The organism is Pantoea phosphatilytica (genome assembly GCF_051025615.1).
Classification (GTDB): Bacteria; Pseudomonadota; Gammaproteobacteria; order Enterobacterales; family Enterobacteriaceae; genus Pantoea.
Window position 1 is genome coordinate 1,521,759 of sequence record NZ_JBPFDF010000001.1, and the last position, 18,116, is coordinate 1,539,874.

Sequence of the window (18,116 nt, forward strand, 5' to 3'; positions counted from 1 at the left end):
TCCGGCCTGCATCACCGCCGCTTCGCCCTCCCTCTGCCTTTTCCGGATTTCTCACGGACCGGCGGAACCCGCCATCCCTGGCGCGAACCCGCCGCTTCGCGACATCCCTGGCCCGCATCCGCTCAGCGGCTCTGACGGCCTCCCCAACCCTTCCGCAGTTATCGCTGATTATCATGCTGAACTCTTTATCGCGGTGAATTTCCGGCTCTGACTCTGGCTTCCAACCCAGCACCAAATTAAACCTGAAAGTATGACTGGCGGGAATTATGATAGGCGTTCGCCTATCCGGGCGAGCTGAAACGCATCCACGACCGACATGCGAAAGAGGCGCAGCGCAAATCCGTAGCCAGATGAATGCGCTGTGAACCATGATGCTCTCTCGTTTATCGTAATCAGAAACCATCATTACCGGGTTTATTAAAAAAAAGCCCATAACCTTTCGGTAATGGGCATACTTCTTTTTTATTATTCAACAAACTTTCCCTGAGCGTTGGCTTGTGATATTAATTTTATACTCATCTCTGCATACCAAAAGGTACGATTAAAGTACGGTGATGGATATAATACGTTATTTCTCTGTAGGATTATTAAGTTGCAAGGTCAAATTAATGTAGAGTAACGAAAAATGTAAGGACACGTTTATGAAAGAAACTATGTTGCCTGCCAGGCTTATCAGAATGTTTGAAAGCGATCCTGTTGTTGGCTGGGGAGTGAAAGATACTCAGTCCCGATTTATTTATGTCAATAATACCTTTAAGAGCTGGCAAACGCTTTCAACACGATTTGACTATGAAGGTCGCCATATCAGGGATATTCCTGCGCCGGTCGCAGAGTTTGCTGACCTTTTCAGCCAGCAGGAAAGAGAGATTGAAAAAACGGGTCTGGCAGTCAGAGCCATTACCACTCACATACAGGGCAAAGAAAAGATCATGCAGCCTGTATACAGCGTTCAGGAGCCACTCTACGACGATGCACAGCACTGCATAGGTACGCTGGTCAGCGTCAGGCCTGTGAGGATTATCACACCAGGCGCCTTACTCGACGGTAAAATCATTCAGCATGCGACTTTTGAATCGCCCTCATCCATTTTCACCGAAAAAGAGTGGGAAGTCGTGTATCTGCTGGTCTGTGGTATGAGCATAAAAGAGATAAGCAGCATACTGGGGGTTTCAGCAGACGCCATTAATGGCAGATTAAGAAGTTGTTACAGAAAGACTAACCTGAACTCGCTTGCCACGCTGATTGGGTATTGTCGTGATAATCAGTTAGATCACTATATTCCACCGTTTTTCCTGAAGAAAGGCCATATTATAATAAAAGGATGAACAGATGTTCTCAAAGCTGGACCCTGTTAAATATTACTTTGATAACTCACGCTTTGGCTGGGCTATAAAAAATAGCGCCTCACGTTATGTTTATGCGAACAGCATTGCACACCGCTATTTCAACATTCCGTCAGGAACAATAGCAGGAACATTTGATACCGACCTGACGCCAGATATCAGCGATTATTATCATCATTTTCTGCATGACGATAAAAAGATCCTCAAAACAAAAGAAATGAGCATTGTTCTTAAAACTTTCGAATATGGAAGAGAAAACAGGCTGAAAACCTTTATGGTCGAGAAACGCCCGTGGACGTTGAGTGACGGAAGCGACGCTATTATCTGCACCTACCTTGAGATCACCAATCTTTACTTTTCAACGTTTCTGAGACCACGCGGAAGAAAACCCTTTGTCTTTACCCGGCCCGCGAAAACCTTCACCGACAGAGAATGGGAAGTGATTCTGTTGCTGTTTTGTGGGGTAAAGCAGAACCTTATGCCGGAGATTCTGGGCATCAGTGCTCCGGCCCTTCGCAACCGGCTTATACGCTGTTACGACAAAACAGGTGTGACTAACATCGCTGCATTAAAGCAGCATTGTATGCAGGAGGGGTGGGATAACTACATTCCCCCTTTTTTTCTGAACAAAGGACATGTGCTGATGACCTGAGGCACAGAGAGTGGGATTGTTCGCTGCGCAAACGGGCTATGAGGAAGGTTTCGTTCGCCTGAGCAGCTTCAGTAACGCCTCTGCAGGCGACCGGTAAGGGGGCGCCAGTCGCCGCGCCCCCCTGATCCCGGGCTCCGGCCTGCATCACTGCCGCTTCGCGCTCCCTTCGCTTCTTCCGGATTTATCACGGCGCGTCCGGACGGTCCGCAGCCCGCAGGGTGTGACGAGGGCACCCCGCTTCGCGGGGCGCAGTGGCAGCCGGACGCCGGGATTGTTAAGGGGCGGGCGCCAGCCCGATGTAAACGAAGCCCCTGCGCTGCGCCCCAGCGTAATGTTCCCCTGCCGCCAGGCATCACTCAGGCACTCAGCCATCCCAGCTTAATCACAAACAGAATCGACAGGATCACCAGCGCCGCATTCACCTCTTTCGCACGACCGCTCAGCAGCTTCACCAGCGTCCAGGTGATAAAACCAAACGCGATGCCGTTTGCGATTGAATAGGTCAGCGGCATGGTCAGCGCCGTCACCGTAACCGGCGCGGCGGTGGTGATATCTTTCCAGTCAATTTCGGCCAGGCCCGATGCCATCAGCACCGCCACAAACAGCAGCGCAGGCGCGGTGGCATAGACCGGTACGCTTGACGCCAGCGGCGAGAAAAACAGCGCCAGCAGGAACAGTACAGCGACCACGATCGCCGTCAGGCCGGTGCGGCCACCTGCACTCACGCCCGCCGCCGATTCCACATAACTGGTGGTGGTCGAAGTACCCAGCAGTGAGCCAAACAGCGCAGCCGCACTGTCAGCAATCAGCGCACGGCCCATCTTCGGCACGTTACCCTGCTCATCCGCCAGTCCGGCGCGTTTGGTCACGCCCAGCAGCGTCCCGGTGTTATCAAACACATCCACGAACAGGAAAGCAAAAATCACGCTGACCAGACCGACGTTAAACGCACCCGCGATATCAAGCTGCATAAAAGTTGGCGCAATCGACGGCGGTGCAGAGAAGACACCGGCAAACGGCGACAGGCCGATGCCCATAGAAATAAAGGTGACCAGCAGAATACCGATCAGTACCGCCCCCGTTACGCGACGGGCTTCCAGCACCACGATGACAATAAAGCCGAGCATCGCCAGCAGCGGCCCCGGTTTGGTCAGATCGCCAATGCCCACCAGCGTCGCCGGGTTATCAACGACAATGCCCGCACCTTCCAGCGCAATAATCGCCAGGAACAGGCCGATACCGGCACCAATCCCGGCGCGCAAAGGCAGCGGAATACTGGTAATAATCCACTCACGGATTTTAAACAGCGACATCGCAAAGAAGATCACTGCCGAGAGGAATACGGCGCCCAGGGCAACCTGCCAGGTGTAGCCCATATGCAGCACCACGGTGTAGGTGAAGAACGCGTTCAGCCCCATGCCGGGCGCCAGCGCAATCGGGTAGTTGGCGATCAGGCCCATCAGTAAACAGCCAATCGCCGCGGCCAGGCAGGTGGCGACAAATACCGCGCCCTTATCCATGCCGGTCGCGCCCAGAATGCTCGGGTTTACAAACAGAATATAAGCCATCGCCAGGAAGGTCGTGAACCCGGCGATAATTTCGGTACGAACCGTGGTGTTATGCGCTTTGAGTTTGAATAGTTTTTCTAACATCATCATCTCTCGATACAGGAGACAGCCGTCTCTCTTGCCAAAGGGGGTTGCATGCTGATTATTCTGTTTCCGGGAAAGGGAGAGCGGCCGCTGCATACTGACAAACCGATTTCGCCTGACATCCGTGACTAACCCACTGCCAAAAGCAATTGCCATGCCATCTTACGACGCAATCGATTACCTGGCAGGGCCGGAGAAGCCTGAGACAATTCCGAGCCAAAACGAGGCGCGATTATGGTGCAATGCACCGTTCCTGCGCAATCGTTTTCCTGCGACGGATGCGCACCCCCTGAAAACTCTGCGTCAGCGCACGCTTCTGCACTCTCACAGGCGAAGCTGGTCACGTTTCAGCACGCTCGCTAAGCAACCTTTTCTGGCCTGTGTAGACTCCAGAATTAACTCTTTCGCAACATTGAGGCCGCGCCATGAAGCCAGCGATTTTGGTGGTGGATGATGATCCTGCCGTCTGCGATGTCCTGCAGGATGCGTTAAGTGAACATCTGCTAACGGTTTACCGCTGTCATCAGGGACGAGAGGCGCTGTTGATGCTCAGCAACCACCCGGAAATCTCGCTGGTGATGCTGGACATGATGCTGCCCGACACCAACGGGCTGCTGGTACTGCAGGAGCTGCACCGGCAGCGGCCGGAGGTGCTGGTGATTATGCTTACCGGTATGGGATCGGAAGCAGAAATGGTGGTGGGCCTGGAGATGGGCGCAGATGACTATATTGCGAAACCCTTTAATCCCCGCGTGGTGGTGGCGCGCGCCCGGGCGGCTCTGCGGCGCAGCGAGCGGACGGCATTAGCCGATCCCGGCCAGACGGGCTGGCGGTTTGGTGGCTGGCAACTGGACGATGGACGCTGCCAGCTGTTTAATCCGCAGCGCGAGCTGGTGCCGCTGACCCAGGGAGAGTACAGCCTGCTGCGGGCGCTGGTTCGCCACGCCCGCAAGGTACTGACCCGCGATCAGCTGCTGGAGCTGACCCATAGCGAGAGCCTTGATGTGTTTGACCGCACCATCGATGTGCTGATCATGCGGCTGCGGCGGAAAATCGAAACCAACCCCCATCAGCCGGATCTGATCCGCACCATCCGCGGGCTGGGCTATGTCTTCTCGGCGGATGTAGTCAGGCCGGAGATCGCGTCGCGCGCCAGCCAGATCGCCTGAATCAGCGCGGGCCTGAACACAGCCGGCCCGCGGCTATCCCTCAAGCGTTCCCCCCCACGCGCGCGGTACCAGATCGGCATGAGCCTCCCCGCTTTCAATCACTGTCAGGATCTTTTCCTCGACCCGGCCGGGAGTATGCGCAAAGCCTGCACCCTGCTGCGCCTGTGCCATCGCCGCATCCTGCCCTGAGGATACCGACTGATAAAATTCCGTGTCAGTCATAAACGGATAGAGGGTGGACACCCTAATCCCGGCGTCAGCCAGCTCCAGCCTGGCCACGTCTGAGAGCTCGTTCAGCCCCGCTTTGGAACTGGTGTAGGCCGCCGAACCCGGATAGGTTGCCAGCGTTGCCCCGGAACTGATGTTGACAATGTGGCCTGCGCCCTGACGTCGCATCACGGGGATCACGGCCTGCATCATCATCAGCGGGGCCACCAGGTTCAGGTCGAGTAGCGCCCTGAACCGCGGGATATCAATCTCCTCAACCGCTGCATACAGCCCCTGCCCGGCATTGTTGATCAGCACATCGATCCGGCCAAAGCGTGCCACGCCCTCCCTGACAGCATGATCAATCTGGTCAGCATCGGTCACATCGCAGGTGAGCGCCAGCGCAGACGCTCCGGCCAGGGCATCCAGACGTGTTTTACGCCGCCCCAGCAGGATTACCCGCGCACCCGCCTGTAACGCCGCATGGGCGGTGGCTTCCCAGATACCCGACGAAGCGCCGGTAATCACGATCACGGATTCGTTAATATTCGTCTCTTCTCCCCGCCATACACATTCAGAAAGCCAGCGTACTCCTCAGCGGATTGCGTGGCGGCTGCAATCCTGCCTAAAATTTGCCTGTTCCTGCTTTTTCACCCATTCTGGCACCGCGTGCCGGGGAGATCGGAGATGACCGGGCTTGAAGCGTTAAGAGAGGCGGTACTGACCTGTGTGGCGGATGACCTGACGACAACCGCGATTCCGCGCGTCGATCTCTATCGCGTCAGTCAGCCCATCGCCCTGCCACAAGCAATCTACCCGCCGTTCGTCAGCCTGATCCTCCAGGGTGAGAAAAGGCTTCAGGTGGGCAATCAGTCAATTCGTCACTGTGCCGGAGAGCTTTACCGCGTTGTGCGATCTGCCCGCGACGGGTGAAATCACCGATGCCAGCGAAGCGTCACACTATCTGGCCGTGCGTCTGACACTCGATTTTGCGGCCATCCGCGATCTGCTTCAGCAGATGCCCGCGACCGATTTTTCCGGGACGTCACACGGCATCGCCGTCCATAAGGTGGAGGATGCGCTGGCGGATGCCTGGCTGCGGATGGTGCGTCTGCTGGCAAAACCGGATGAGCTGCGGGTGATGGCCCCGCTGGTGGAGCGCGAAATCCTCTTTCGGCTGTTGCAGGGGCCGCAGGGTGGACTGCTGCGCCAGGCGGCGGCGGTGAACGGCCATTTCACAAACATTCGCAAGGTGCTGCTCTGGCTGAGAACGCACTATGCCACTGCCTGCTGTATGGAAGAACTGGCGGCGATCGCGGGCATGAGCCTCTCTGCTTTTCATCGCGGCTTTCGCGCCAGCACCGGGCTTTCTCCCCTGCAGTATCAGAAACAGCTCAGGCTCTATGCGGCGCGAAAAACACTGGCGCGGCATCCCGGAAACGTCGCCGCCGTGGCAGCCGATGTGGGCTATCAGAGCCTGACGCAGTTTACCCGGGAATATACCCGCCTGTTCGGCCTGCCCCCTGCCCGCAGCCTCAGGCTGTTCAGGCAGAACGGCACAGATTCCCGCCGGTGAGCCGCGCGTAAAACTGGCGCCGCAGCACTGCGCACGCCCAGGCCTTGCATGTTGTCTCAGAAAAAACCGTGCGAATAGTCGTTACAGAGCAGCCAGCGTGGTGCCTCATCTTCGTCCAGCGGATTGAAACGGGCCAGCGGCGTCAGAAAGACATTGTCATTTTCGTCGTCGTTGGGCATCGATACCTCGCCCACCAGCACGTCGCCGTAGCCGCGCTCTCCCCAGAAACTGTGCCAGACGCCCGCCTCCAGCGTCACACTTTCACCCGGCGAGAGCCGCAGCTGTGAACCGGCCGCGTGTGTCTGGCGCTGGCCATCCAGCGACACCGCTACCGGTGAATCCGCCAGTCTGTCCCCTTCCCGGTTATGCAGTTCGACGATCAGATTCCCGCCGCCGCGGTTGATGATGTCCTCCATCTTGCGTGGATGATAGTGCATCGGCGTGAGCTGCCCTTCGCGGACGTGCATGATCTTCTCAGCGTAGGGTTTATGCCAGGGTCGTCCACCCGGCGAGCCGTTACGCAGGGTAAACAGCGTCAGCCCGGTCTGCAGGAAATCTGCCGCGCCAAAGCTGGTGAGATCCCAGCCCAGCCGCAGCGCCAGAATCTCCTGCATCACATCAGGATCGCGGGTGCGCCACTGGCTCAATCCGTAGTCGGCCCACGGCGGCAGATGGACATCCTGCTGCCGGAAAAACTCGCGGGTCTGTTGCAGGTAGTGATTGACCGCTGAACGTTGCATGATTGCCTCCTGAGGGCGGCACCCGGCGGTGCCGCCCCGTCCCTTATTTCACCGTCCAGCCCTGATAGCTGCCGACGTTATCGCGATCGATCAGCTTCACGGGGATCAGTACCGGCTTATCCGGCGCCGGTTTACCCTGCAGGATGTCATAGCCAATCTCCACCGCTTTGGCCGCCATCACCTGCGGATCCTGTGCCGGTGTCGCCACGAACAGCGAGTTTTTGCGCTTCAGCGCCTCTTCACCGTCCGGCGAACCATCGACGCCGACGATAAAGAATTCGCTGCGCTGCGCCTGTTTCGCTGCTAAATCAGCCCCGATAGCCGTGGGGTCGTTGATCGCAAACACCGCATCGATTTTGGGATTGGCGGAGAGCAGCCCGGTCATCACCTCCAGGCCGCCTTCACGACTGCCTTTGGCGTTCTGGTTGTAAGAGAGCAGCTTGATATCAGGATGGGTTTTCAGCTCGTTCATACACCCTTCCACACGGTTCTGCACCGCCGAGACCGGTGGCCCGTTGATAATCACCACATTGCCTTTGGCCTTCAGGCGGTCCGAGATGTATTTACAGGCCATCGCGCCCGCCTGGGTGTTGTCGGAGGTGATGGTCGCATTGGCACCATCGGCCGCCACGTCCACGGCCACTACCACGATCCCGGCGTCACGCGCCCGCTTCACCGCCGGGGCGATCCCTTTGGAGTCCGCAGCGTTGAGGATAATCATGTCCACTTTCGCCGCAATGAAGTTGTCGATCTGGCCGACCTGCTGGCCGAGGTCGTAGCCGCTGGAGACCAGCGTCACATTCACTTTATCGCCCGCCAGCTGACGCGCCTTCATCTCCGCGCCTTTGGTGATCTGCACGAAGAAGGGGTTAGCCAGATCGCCGACCGTGACGCCGATAGATTTAAGTTCTTTTGCCTGAGCCAGGCCGGAACTGAAGAGCGTTGCCGCCAGCAGCCCGGTTACAATCGGATTAAAACGCATAGACCTTCTCCTGCTGTTTTCAGAGTGCCAACCACTTAATGGCGTTTGGACCGGGGCTGACACGGCTTCACGCGTCCGCCCTGTTAAATCTCAGCTCACATGGTGACGGGTACGGTATTTGTCGATCAGCACCGCAATGATGATCACCGCCCCCTTGATCACCAGCTGCCAGAAATAGGAGACGCCCATCAGCGTCATGCCGTTGTTCAGCGTGGCGATAATCAGCGCGCCAATCAGCGTGCCGGTGATGGTGCCGATCCCGCCGACAAAACTGGTGCCGCCGAGGATCACCGCCGCAATCGCATCGAGCTCATAACCGACGCCGAGGTTCCCGTTGGCACTGTACAGCCGCGAGGCGCTCATTAAGCCCCCCAGCCCCGACAGCAGACCGCTCATGCCGTAGACAAACAGCAGCACGACGCCCACCTTGATGCCGGTCAGCCGCGCAGCCTGGATATTGCCACCTACCGCGTAGATATGGACGCCCAGCGTGGTACGGCGCAGGATAAACCAGCAGATGGCGATGACCGCAAAGGCGATCACAATCAGCCACGGCACCGGGCCGAGATAGCCATTGCCGATCCACTCGAAGTTAATATCGGAGTTGATCACCGTGGTGCCGTTCGCCAGCAGGTAGGCGGCGCCGCGCAGCGCGGTGTAGGTGCCGAGCGTCACAATAAAGGGCGGCAGGCCGGCCCAGGCGACCAGGATGCCGTTGAACAGCCCCATGATCAGGCCCGCCCCCAGCGCCATCGGGATAGTCAGGGAGGCAAGCATCGGGTCGAGCGATGCCACCAGCGCCACCACCGCCGTCGTCCCCAGCATCGACCCCACCGACAGGTCGATCCCGCCGGTCAGGATCACAAAGGTCATGCCTGCCGCCAGCACGATGTTGATGGAGGCCTGGCGGGTAATATTGAGCAGGTTCGCTTCGGTAAAGAAATTGGGGGTGATAAAGCCAAACACCGCGACAATCAGGATAAGAATCGGCAGGATCCCCACCGTTTGCAGCAGGTCGCCCATCAGGGCTCGTTTCAGCGTTGGCGCTTTGGTGCGGGCCAGTTGAGTCATCGTGGTCTCCTTAAACTTCGCTGGCAGACGCGCTGTGCGCACCGGTTGCCAGCGTCATAATATTTTCCTGACTGATGTGACTGCCCTCCAGCTCACCGACGATGGTGCCTTCATGCATCACGTAAACGCGGTCGCTCATCCCGACCACTTCCGGCAGCTCACTGGAGATCATCAGAATTGCCACGCCCTGCCGCGCCATCTGCTGCATCATCCGGTAGATTTCGCTTTTGGCGCCGACATCAACGCCTCGGGTCGGCTCATCCAGGATCAGAATGCGCGGCCCGATGGCTACCCAGCGTGAGATCAGCAACTTCTGCTGATTGCCGCCTGACAGGCCGCCCGCCCGGACCTGCGCATGCGGCACGCGAATATTGAGCGAGGCGATCGCCTCAGAGGCGATGCTCTGGCCTTTGCGGCGATTGAGCATCCCGTAACTGGCATCCCGCTCCAGCGTCGCCATCACGATGTTCTCCTGCGCCGCCATCTCCAGAAACAGCCCCTGCTCTTTGCGGTTTTCGGTGAGGAAGCCGATGCCGCGTGCAATCGCGTCGCGCGGCGACTGGATGGTGACCTTCTCACCGTCGATCCAGATCTCACCCTCCTTCGGCTTGTGAACCCCGAAGATCAGCTGCGCCAGTTCGCTGCGACCCGCGCCCACCAGCCCGGCCAGTGCCACGATCTCCCCGGCCCGCACCGCCAGACTGCTGGGGTGCACTTTGCCGCCGTCGGTCAGATGATTGACCGCCAGCCGGATATCACCGAAAGCGATGGTGCGGTCTTTGTTAAACAGGTCGCTGAGCGGCCGTCCCACCATCATCCGCACCAGTTCGCTGGCGTTAAGCTGCTCCCGCGTCAGGCTGCCGACATACTCCCCGTCGCGCAGCACGCTGACGCGGTCGGACAGCTCATACACCTCCGCCATGCGGTGGCTGATGTAGATGATGGCCATACCATCGCTGCGCAGCCGTTTGATCAGCGCAAAGAGCTGTTCGGTTTCCCGGTTGGAGAGCGCGGCGGTCGGCTCATCCATCACCAGAATGCGGCTGTTGCGCTGCAGCGCGCGGGCGATCTCCACCTGCTGCTGCTCGGCGATGCTCAGCCGGCTGACAAGATCCCAGGCGCTGAACTGCGCGCCGAGCCGATCGATGACCCGCTGCGCCTCTTCCGCCATCGCCCGTCGTCTGACCAGCCCGCCCGGCGCGATTTCGCTGCCCAGAAAGATGTTCTCCGCCACCGTCAGGTTGGGAGCCAGATTGATCTCCTGATAAATCAGGGTGATCCCGGCGGCCAGCGCCTCTTTCGGCCCTTTCAGGGCGTACGGCTGGCCCTCAATAAGGATTTCCCCGCTGCTGGCGGTATAGGCACCGGCCAGAATCTTCATTAACGTGCTTTTTCCTGCGCCGTTCTCCCCCATCAGCGCGTGAACCTCACCAGGATAAACGGTGAGATCGACGCCCTTCAGGGCATAAAAGCTGCCGAAGCGCCGGGTAATACCCCGCATTTCCAGTATGGGTCTGGCTGTCATCGCCTCGCTCCTGCCGACTGTGAATAGCCGCCAGTAAAGCAACGCCAGATAAATGGAAAATGTCAGCGGCCGTTCATATTTGTCATAAAGCGCGGCCTGACCGCTCCTATACTCGGCCCACTGTTGCAGTGATAAAGAGGTCGTGGGATGCAGCACAGTTATCCGTGGCAGGCCGGGGCGCGTGGGCGCCTGTTGCTGTTTAATCTGCTGGTAGTGCTGGTCACGCTGATGGTGAGCGTGGTGGCGATCGTGGGCTTCCGCCACGCCGGGGCGATTCAGGAGCAGGCGCAGGCACAGACGCTGGCAGACATGAACGGCAGCCTGGCGCTGGCGCGGGACACCGCCAACGTCGCGACGGCGGCGGTCCGGCTGTCGCAGGTGGTCGGGGCGCTGGAGTATCAGAGCGAATCGCAGCGGCTGCAGCAGAATCAGCGGGCGCTGCAGCAGTCGCTGAGCCTGCTGGCCAGCGCGCCGCTGGCGGCCCGTCAGCCCGAGCGCCTCGCCCGGATCCGCGCCCGCAGCCTGATGCTGGAACAGACCATTAACCGCCTGCTGCTGACCGGCCATCAGCGCCATCTGCAGCGCAACACGATGCTGAGCGATCTCTGGCAGGCACAGATTCTGCTCAGTCATATCGGCCTGCTGGTGCAGCGGGAACAGCGGACCCTGCCGGATGCCGCGCTGCGCGAGCAGACTGAACGGCTGATTACGATCGCGATCCGCACGCCCTCGCCGATCGCGGTCATTGAGCAGCTTCAGCAGCTGATGACCGCGTGGCGGGCCGTGCCACTGGCTGGCGTTACCGGCGAGAAAGTCAGGCGACTGCTGGAGACGCAGCAGCGTCTGCTGCCGCTGGCGGAAGCCCTGGAGCAGAGCGACCTGGCGATCGCTTACGCCACCTACCGGATTAAAGCACTGGTGGCGATGCTGAATGAGGATATCAGCGCCTCGGTGCAGCAGGTGGCGCTGCAGAGCGAGGCGCGGACGCTGGCCACCCATCGCGAGCTGGATTCAATCATCGGCTTTATCGCGCTGTTTGTGCTGCTGGCACTGGCGATCACCGGCTATGCCGGGATCTATATCTACCGCAACCTCGGTTCAGGTCTGACGGCGATTGCCGGTGCGATGACGCGGCTGGCCCAGGGCGAGCAGAACGTCAGCGTTCCGGGGGTGCAACGCCGCGATGAGCTGGGCGAGCTGGCGCGCGCCTTCAACGTCTTTGCGCGCAATACCGCCTCGCTGGCGCACACCTCGCGGCTGCTGAAGGAGAAGAGTAACCAGCTGGAATCGACGTTTCTGGCGATGCGCGACGGCTTCGCCCTGTTCGACAATGGCGGTCAGCTGGTGGTGTGGAACGCTCAGTACGCGGAGCTGCTCGGCATTGCGCCACGCGCGCTGCATCGCGGCGTCCACTATCAGCAGCTGCTGGCCCCGCTGGCGGTGGATCTGCACGATCCGGGTGAACCGCAGGAGATCCGGCTGGCCGATGGCCGCACGCTGGAGCTGCGCTTCAGCCCGATCCCGCGCCGGGGCATGGTCAACACCGTGCTGGATCGCACCTCACGCAAAACCCTGGAAGAGGCACTGCAGCACAGCCAGAAGATGAAGGCGGTCGGGCAGCTGACCGGCGGGCTGGCACACGATTTCAATAATCTGCTGGCGGTGATCATCGGCAGCCTGGCGCTGACCGAGGGCCAGCCGATGCCCGGTCCGCTGGCCAGCCGCATTGAGCGGGCGCGTCAGGCCGCCGACCGCGCCGCCCAGCTGACCCAGCGGCTGCTGGCCTTTTCGCGCAAGCAGGCCCTGTTCCCCCGTTCGGTGTCGGTGGTGACGCTGGTGGATAATCTGCAGGGGCTGTTGCAGCACTCATTGCTGCCCGGACAGCAGCTGATTATCGATGCGCAGCGTCCCGGCTGGCCCGCCTGGATCGATGCCGGTCAGCTGGAGAATGCGCTGATGAATCTGGTGGTCAATGCACGCGATGCGATGCACCAGCAGAGCGGTGAAATCCGGCTGCGTATCTGGAACCAGCGCCGGATGGAGGGGGCTGAAAAACGAGACCGCGTCACAATCGAGGTAATCGACCACGGCTGCGGCATGTCTGCTGCCGTGCGCGAACAGGTGTTTGAGCCCTTTTTCACCACCAAAGCGACCGGCAGCGGCAGCGGACTGGGGCTGTCGATGGTCTACGGTTTTGTGCGGCAGTCGGGCGGTCAGATCGAGCTGGAAACCGCACCGGGCCAGGGCACCACGGTCAGACTGCTGTTGCCGCGTGCAGCAGACGCCGCCGTGACTCCGGCGGTCGCCCCGCCCCCGCCTGCGCCCGCCGGGACCGGCAGCAACCGGCTGGTGCTGGTGCTGGATGATGAACCGGCGGTGCGCCAGACCCTGTGCGAGCACCTCCATCAGCTGGGTTATCTGACGCTGGAGTGTGGCGACGGCGAAGAGGCGCTGACGCTGCTGCGGCAGACCCCCGATATTGACCTGCTGATCAGCGACCTGATGCTGCCCGGCGAGATCAACGGCGCAGAGGTGATCCGCCAGGCGCAGCAGAACTGGCCGCAGCTGGCGACACTGCTCATCAGCGGTCAGGATCTGCGCCACCAGCCGGTGACGCTGCCGCTGTGTGAACGGCTGGCAAAACCCTGGCAGCAGGCCCAGCTGGTGCAGGCGCTGCAGCGCGCCTGGCAGCGCAGCGAACGGCTTAATCGCGCGCAGCAGGCTGCCACAGCGGCACCGGCTTCCCGCTGATGTAGCGTTTACGCAGGCGGCTGGAGATCACATCCATCACCATAACCACCACCACCAGAATCAGCGTCAGGAACATCACCACGTCCCAGTTCCACAACCGCATGTTCTCGGCATAGACCAGACCGACCCCGCCCGCGCCGACGAAACCCAGCACCGCCGCCGAGCGGGTGTTGGACTCGATCTGGTAAAGGCTCAGCGCCAGGAACTGCGGGAAAGACTGGGTGAAGATACCGAAGCGGTGCTTCTGCAGGCTGCTGGCTCCGACGGCACTCAGCCCGCGTCCCGGCGAACGCTCCACCGCTTCGTGCCCCTCGGCGTACAGCTTACCGAGCAGACCGACATCCTGCAGGATGATGGCCAGCACCCCGGCCAGCGGCCCCATCCCGACTGCCCGCACGAAGATCAGCCCCCAGATCGCCATGTCGATGCCGCGCAGCACGTCGAACAGACGCCGCATCAGGAACGCCAGCGGTTTAGCGGCGCGGTCGTGCATCACGTTACGCGCCGCCAGAAACGACAGTGGCAGGGCCAGCAGCGAGGCGGTCAGCGTACCGGCAAACACGATCCCCAGGGTGATGCCGACCTGCGACAGATAGTAGCCAAAGGGCCAGCTGGCGAACGCATGCCAGACAAACATCCGCAGAAAATAGCGCCCCAGCTGCTGGCAGCCCGCCAGCAGGCGCGACCACTCCAGCCCGAACACCGAGAAGAAAAAGAGGTAGTAGAGCAGCACCGCCAGCGCAATCAGCGCCAGACGACGCAGGTAGCGCGGCTGCGCGGCGAAGAGTGCGCGATGCTGCTGCTTCATCTGCGCGATATCGGGTACGTGGCTGATCATGCGCGATCTCCTGTTACACGGCGACGAAGCTGGCCGGATACGCTATCCAGCAGCGACACGACAATCAGGATCAGCAGCAGCGTGATGCTCACCTGATCGTAGCGATCCAGTTTGATATTGGTCATCAGCTCCTGACCGATTCCACCTGCGCCCACCAGGCCGAGAATGGTCGAGGAGCGGAAGTTAATCTCCAGTCGCATAAAGCTGTAGGAGAGAAAAACCGGCTTAACCTGCGGCCAGAAGGCGAAGCGCATCCGCTGCAGTTTGCTGGCCCCACAGGCCGCCAGACCGCGCACCGGCTTATCGGACGCCGACTCGATCGCCTCATAAAACAGTTTGGTCAGGCTGCCCACCGTGTGCAGCGCCAGCGCCAGGAAGCCGGGAATGGCGCCGATGCCGAACGCCATCACAAACATCACCGCCCACGCCAGCTCCGGCATGGTGCGCAGAAAAGCGACGAACGCACGAATCGCCAGCCGCACGCTGATCGGCGTCTGCGTATTGTCGGCGGCGAAGAACGCCAGCACCGCCGCCACGCCCACTGCCACCAGCGTGGAGGCCAGCGCCAGCTGCAGGGTTTCCCAGATCAGCGGCAGCTGAATGGGCAAGCGATAGCCCCAGTACGCCAGCGAGCCTTCGGTTTTACCGTCGGCAAACAGCAGCGGCAGGTGCAGCACCGGCAGGATCTCATGCAGATAGTCGAAGAAGTGCGGCAGCGACTGCCAGACGGTGAGCAGATTAAACTCGGCGACCCTGCCCGCCGCCAGATAGAGTGCCACCAGCAGCAGCGACCAGATCAGCGTGTCACGTTTCTGCTGACGGCGGATGCGCTGGTAGTAGTGTTCGAATTCAGTCAAAGGGGGATCTCCGGCACAAAAGCAGCGGGATAACGAGCCGACGGCCGCATCCCGCGTTTCCCGCCTGCGCGGGGAAGATAAGTCAGTGTCAGCCGCGGCTGCCTTTCATCAGGTCGCGCTTCATGTCGATGATGTTCTGATAGTCGGCGACCGTCGCCTCACCGATATGCTGCTGACCGCCCACCGCTTTCACGAAGCAGGCGTGATCCTCTTTATCCAGCTTTTTAATCGCCGACACCACTTTCGCTTTGAAGTCAGCGGGCAGCCTGTTGCTGACCAGCACCGGACCGTTGGGGATCAGCGGAGAGTGCCAGATAATGCGGATTTGCTTCATCAGATCCGGGTGGTCCATGCGGATCAGACGGCCAAATGCGCCGGAGGTGTAGCCGCTGTTGTAGTCACCCACCATCGAGGTCCAGGTGACCGCGCCATCAAACTGGTTGTTCAGCACGCCCAGAATGTCCTGCTCGTGACCGCCGGAGAAAGTGACGCTGGAGAAGGTATTGTTATATCTGTCATCCACCGAACCGCCGAACATCTTCTTAAACGCCTGGTTCGGCATCAGGAAGCCGGAGGTCGAGTCGGGATCGGCCATTCCAAACGATTTGCCCTTGAGATCGTCGATCTTTTTGTAGGGGCTGTCCGCCTTCACGATCACCACCGAGTGGTAGCCGCGCGACTGATCTTTGTCATCAACCACAATGCCGACCACATCCACCGCTTTCGGGTTCTGAATGTAGACCGACGCAAACGAGGCGGGCGACATGCTCAGCACCATATCGATCTTGCCACCCAGCAGGCCCTGAATCACACCCGAATAGTCAGAGGCGTTGCGCATCTGGGTATCGACACCCAGCTCTTTATCAAAGAAGGTCTTCACACACTGATTGTCGCCAATCTGCTGCGTGGCGTTCTGGCCGCCGAGAATGCCCAGGTTAAGCTGTTGTGGCGCATCCGCTGCGCTGACACCCAATGCCATGACGGAGGTCAGGAGTGCTAATAAAGTCAGTTTCATTCGACGTGGTTCTCTTACAGTGGACGTTAATGGATTTGGTTAAGTTCATCACCGTACAGCTGCTGCTGCAGGCTGTCGGTCAGTCGGGAGGGATGATCATCAAACAGCACGACGCCGCGCTGAATGCCAATCACCCGGGTACAGTAGCTTTTCACCAGCTCGATGGAGTGCAGGTTAACCATCACGCTGATGCCCTGCTGGCTGACCTGGCGCAGCACATCCATGATGCGTTTGGTATTTTTCGGATCCAGCGACGCCACCGGCTCGTCGGCCAGCAGGATCCTGGGGTTCTGCATCAGCGCACGGCAGATCGCCACGCGCTGCATCTGCCCGCCGGAGAGGTTCTCAGCGCGCTGCAGCGCCTGCGGCAGCATGTTCATCCACTGCAGCAGTTCGATAGCGTGCGCCCGGTCGCGGTCAGAGAAAATTTTAAAGAAGGATTTCAGCGTGCCGGTCTGGCTCAGCCGTCCCAGCAGGACGTTGGTCAGCACGTCGAGGCGCGGCACCAGACAGAAATCCTGAAAGATCATGCCGCACTGACTGCGCCACTCGCGCATCTGGCGGCTGTTGAGCGTCACCACGTTACGCTCCGCCTCCCCCTGCGCGCTGATAATCGCGCCGGACGTGGCATCGATGGTGCCGTTGAGCATATGCAACAGGGTCGATTTACCGGCCCCTGAACGGCCGATGATCCCTACCAGCTCCCCGGCATGCAGGTCGAAACTGACCTGATCCAGCACCGTCGTGTCGCCGTACGCTTTGCTCAGTTTCTGCACTGACAACACTTTTTGTCCGCGTTGGCTGGCTGGCGGCAGATCGTTATCGACCACCGTTTTCAAGAGGGCCTGTGCCATGCTGTTCTCCGTCATCGCTGATTACGTTCTGCGGCTTATTAAGGCGTGGCGCGATGAACGCGGGATGACAGCCAGATGATCAAACTGTGACAGGCCACGCGGCATCGCACCGCAGCGTCTGTCCATCACGGGCAGGCTGCACGCCCTCCGGTAGCGCATTTTCTGCCAGCCAGTTATCCATCTCATGACTGAGGTGCGTCAGCCAGGTCTGACGCGGTCGCAGCAGCGCCACGATCGCCAGCGCCTGCGTCACATCATTGTGGTTTCGCGGCGCGGCGCGCGGCGGATCGTTGCAGTCAATCACCAACTGGTCCAGCGCCTGACCGCGCAGGAAGTCGGCGGTGTCGGGCGGCAGGCCGCAGGTGTCACACAGCCAGGCGATGCGGATGTCATGCCACGCCAGCAGATAGCCGTGCGTCAGCCGGGAGTGCTGCAGCGGCAGCGGCGTGACCTGCAGTTCGCCAAAGGCGTGCGCCACGAACGGCGTCAGGGCGGGCCGGAAATCGAGCAGGCCGGGGTGTTTGTAGAGATCGTCACAGCCACGCGGGTCGGGCGGCCCCCAGACCGGGATCGAGTCGCCCTGCCCCCAGCGCAGCGCAAACAGCCCCTGGACATGATCCATGTGGTAGTGCGTCAGCAGAATGCGCGACAGGGTGCCGGGCGGGAAACGGGACGCCAGCAGCGGCAGCCCGGCATCCAGCAGGATCCGCTCGCGGCCATACTCAATCAGTGCGCTGCAGGGCGCCCGCGCAAGACGGGGGTCGTGTGTGGCCCGCTGGCAGGCGCGGCAGCGGCAGCCCGGCAGCGGTGCCGCCGTCACCCCGCCGGTGCCCAGAAACGTGAGTCTCAGAGAGGCCGATGTGTTGTTATCCGCACCGGAACCG

At 60.2% G+C, this 18,116-nt stretch carries 17 protein-coding genes; 6 read left to right on the forward strand and 11 right to left on the reverse strand.

Annotation, left to right across the window (positions count from 1 at the left end):
- Positions 1 to 641: 641 nt before the first annotated feature.
- Together ACR6AS_RS07530 and ACR6AS_RS07535 are read left to right on the forward strand one after the other, a co-directional pair.
- The gene (locus tag ACR6AS_RS07530; protein WP_111141202.1) at positions 642 to 1,325 is read left to right on the forward strand and encodes a helix-turn-helix transcriptional regulator; all 684 of its coding nucleotides are present in this window, start codon (positions 642 to 644) and stop codon (positions 1,323 to 1,325) included.
- 4 nt (positions 1,326 to 1,329) lie between these two features.
- On the forward strand, positions 1,330 to 1,995 hold the full coding sequence (locus ACR6AS_RS07535) for a PAS domain-containing protein (RefSeq protein ID WP_111141203.1): 666 nt from the start codon (positions 1,330 to 1,332) through the stop codon (positions 1,993 to 1,995).
- A gap of 356 nt (positions 1,996 to 2,351) precedes the next feature.
- On the opposite strand, the gene ACR6AS_RS07540 is transcribed toward ACR6AS_RS07535, so the two are convergent.
- Positions 2,352 to 3,650, reverse strand: coding sequence for an NCS2 family permease (locus ACR6AS_RS07540; protein ID WP_233499003.1), 1,299 nt, complete (start codon positions 3,648 to 3,650; stop codon positions 2,352 to 2,354).
- A 422-nt stretch (positions 3,651 to 4,072) separates the two neighbouring features.
- On the opposite strand from ACR6AS_RS07540, the gene ACR6AS_RS07545 reads away from it, so the two are divergent.
- On the forward strand, positions 4,073 to 4,816 hold the full coding sequence (locus ACR6AS_RS07545) for a response regulator (protein WP_293771513.1): 744 nt from the start codon (positions 4,073 to 4,075) through the stop codon (positions 4,814 to 4,816).
- Between the two features lie 33 nt (positions 4,817 to 4,849).
- Here the strand turns inward: ACR6AS_RS07545 and ACR6AS_RS07550 are convergent, their stop codons facing one another.
- The gene (locus tag ACR6AS_RS07550; protein ID WP_293771516.1) at positions 4,850 to 5,557 is read right to left on the reverse strand and encodes an SDR family oxidoreductase; all 708 of its coding nucleotides are present in this window, start codon (positions 5,555 to 5,557) and stop codon (positions 4,850 to 4,852) included.
- A gap of 153 nt (positions 5,558 to 5,710) precedes the next feature.
- On the opposite strand from ACR6AS_RS07550, the gene ACR6AS_RS07555 reads away from it, so the two are divergent.
- Both ACR6AS_RS07555 and ACR6AS_RS07560 read left to right on the forward strand, forming a co-directional pair.
- Complete coding sequence (locus tag ACR6AS_RS07555; RefSeq protein ID WP_418803039.1) at positions 5,711 to 5,956, forward strand: AraC family transcriptional regulator N-terminal domain-containing protein; 246 nt, start codon at positions 5,711 to 5,713, stop codon at positions 5,954 to 5,956.
- A complete protein-coding gene (locus tag ACR6AS_RS07560; RefSeq protein WP_434161617.1) occupies positions 5,931 to 6,599 on the forward strand; it encodes an AraC family transcriptional regulator in 669 nt (222 codons plus the stop codon). Before ACR6AS_RS07555 ends, ACR6AS_RS07560 begins: the two co-directional genes overlap by 26 nt.
- A 56-nt stretch (positions 6,600 to 6,655) precedes the next feature.
- Here the strand turns inward: ACR6AS_RS07560 and ACR6AS_RS07565 are convergent, their stop codons facing one another.
- From ACR6AS_RS07565 to ACR6AS_RS07580, 4 genes are all read right to left on the reverse strand, one after another.
- Entirely contained in the window at positions 6,656 to 7,339 is a 684-nt protein-coding gene (locus ACR6AS_RS07565; protein ID WP_111141550.1) for a D-lyxose/D-mannose isomerase, read from the reverse strand.
- Positions 7,340 to 7,382: 43 nt separating this feature from the next.
- Positions 7,383 to 8,321: an ABC transporter substrate-binding protein gene (locus ACR6AS_RS07570; protein WP_111141548.1), complete on the reverse strand. Its 939-nt coding sequence runs from the start codon at positions 8,319 to 8,321 to the stop codon at positions 7,383 to 7,385.
- Between the two features lie 90 nt (positions 8,322 to 8,411).
- Positions 8,412 to 9,392, reverse strand: coding sequence for an ABC transporter permease subunit (locus ACR6AS_RS07575; RefSeq protein WP_111141546.1), 981 nt, complete (start codon positions 9,390 to 9,392; stop codon positions 8,412 to 8,414).
- Positions 9,393 to 9,402: 10 nt separating this feature from the next.
- Positions 9,403 to 10,917 carry a sugar ABC transporter ATP-binding protein gene (locus ACR6AS_RS07580; RefSeq protein ID WP_434161619.1) on the reverse strand — a complete coding sequence of 505 codons (1,515 nt, stop codon included), beginning with the start codon at positions 10,915 to 10,917 and terminating at the stop codon, positions 9,403 to 9,405.
- A gap of 147 nt (positions 10,918 to 11,064) precedes the next feature.
- Between ACR6AS_RS07580 and ACR6AS_RS07585 the strand changes: the two genes are divergently transcribed.
- Complete coding sequence (locus ACR6AS_RS07585) at positions 11,065 to 13,668, forward strand: ATP-binding protein (protein WP_418797409.1); 2,604 nt, start codon at positions 11,065 to 11,067, stop codon at positions 13,666 to 13,668.
- On the opposite strand, the gene phnE (ACR6AS_RS07590) is transcribed toward ACR6AS_RS07585, so the two are convergent.
- The 5 genes from phnE (ACR6AS_RS07590) to phnP all read right to left on the reverse strand — a co-directional run bounded on the left by phnE (ACR6AS_RS07590) (position 13,622) and on the right by phnP (position 18,082).
- On the reverse strand, positions 13,622 to 14,506 hold the full coding sequence (gene phnE, locus ACR6AS_RS07590) for a phosphonate ABC transporter, permease protein PhnE (RefSeq protein WP_111141540.1): 885 nt from the start codon (positions 14,504 to 14,506) through the stop codon (positions 13,622 to 13,624). The two genes, ACR6AS_RS07585 and phnE (ACR6AS_RS07590), sit on opposite strands and share 47 nt — an antisense overlap.
- A complete protein-coding gene (gene phnE / locus ACR6AS_RS07595) occupies positions 14,503 to 15,363 on the reverse strand; it encodes a phosphonate ABC transporter, permease protein PhnE (protein ID WP_111141537.1) in 861 nt (286 codons plus the stop codon). Before phnE (ACR6AS_RS07595) ends, phnE (ACR6AS_RS07590) begins: the two co-directional genes overlap by 4 nt.
- Before the next feature lie 88 nt (positions 15,364 to 15,451).
- Entirely contained in the window at positions 15,452 to 16,378 is a 927-nt protein-coding gene (phnD, locus tag ACR6AS_RS07600; protein ID WP_111141535.1) for a phosphonate ABC transporter substrate-binding protein, read from the reverse strand.
- A gap of 26 nt (positions 16,379 to 16,404) precedes the next feature.
- Positions 16,405 to 17,232: a phosphonate ABC transporter ATP-binding protein gene (phnC, locus tag ACR6AS_RS07605; protein WP_434161623.1), complete on the reverse strand. Its 828-nt coding sequence runs from the start codon at positions 17,230 to 17,232 to the stop codon at positions 16,405 to 16,407.
- 79 nt (positions 17,233 to 17,311) lie between these two features.
- The gene (gene phnP, locus ACR6AS_RS07610) at positions 17,312 to 18,082 is read right to left on the reverse strand and encodes a phosphonate metabolism protein PhnP (protein ID WP_293772103.1); all 771 of its coding nucleotides are present in this window, start codon (positions 18,080 to 18,082) and stop codon (positions 17,312 to 17,314) included.
- Positions 18,083 to 18,116: the final 34 nt, after the last annotated feature.

Coding starts and splice junctions, on each gene's coding strand:
- ACR6AS_RS07530 (WP_111141202.1), top strand. CDS start 642: ATGAAAGAAACTATGTTGCCTGCCAGGCTTATCAGAATGTTTGAAAGC.
- ACR6AS_RS07535 (WP_111141203.1), top strand. CDS start 1,330: ATGTTCTCAAAGCTGGACCCTGTTAAATATTACTTTGATAACTCACGC.
- ACR6AS_RS07565 (WP_111141550.1), bottom strand. CDS start 7,339: ATGCAACGTTCAGCGGTCAATCACTACCTGCAACAGACCCGCGAGTTT.
- ACR6AS_RS07585 (WP_418797409.1), top strand. CDS start 11,065: ATGCAGCACAGTTATCCGTGGCAGGCCGGGGCGCGTGGGCGCCTGTTG.
- phnD (WP_111141535.1), bottom strand. CDS start 16,378: ATGAAACTGACTTTATTAGCACTCCTGACCTCCGTCATGGCATTGGGT.
- ACR6AS_RS07540 (WP_233499003.1), bottom strand. CDS start 3,650: ATGATGTTAGAAAAACTATTCAAACTCAAAGCGCATAACACCACGGTT.
- ACR6AS_RS07570 (WP_111141548.1), bottom strand. CDS start 8,321: ATGCGTTTTAATCCGATTGTAACCGGGCTGCTGGCGGCAACGCTCTTC.
- ACR6AS_RS07580 (WP_434161619.1), bottom strand. CDS start 10,917: ATGACAGCCAGACCCATACTGGAAATGCGGGGTATTACCCGGCGCTTC.
- ACR6AS_RS07555 (WP_418803039.1), top strand. CDS start 5,711: ATGACCGGGCTTGAAGCGTTAAGAGAGGCGGTACTGACCTGTGTGGCG.
- ACR6AS_RS07545 (WP_293771513.1), top strand. CDS start 4,073: ATGAAGCCAGCGATTTTGGTGGTGGATGATGATCCTGCCGTCTGCGAT.
- phnC (WP_434161623.1), bottom strand. CDS start 17,232: ATGGCACAGGCCCTCTTGAAAACGGTGGTCGATAACGATCTGCCGCCA.
- ACR6AS_RS07575 (WP_111141546.1), bottom strand. CDS start 9,392: ATGACTCAACTGGCCCGCACCAAAGCGCCAACGCTGAAACGAGCCCTG.
- phnE (WP_111141540.1), bottom strand. CDS start 14,506: ATGATCAGCCACGTACCCGATATCGCGCAGATGAAGCAGCAGCATCGC.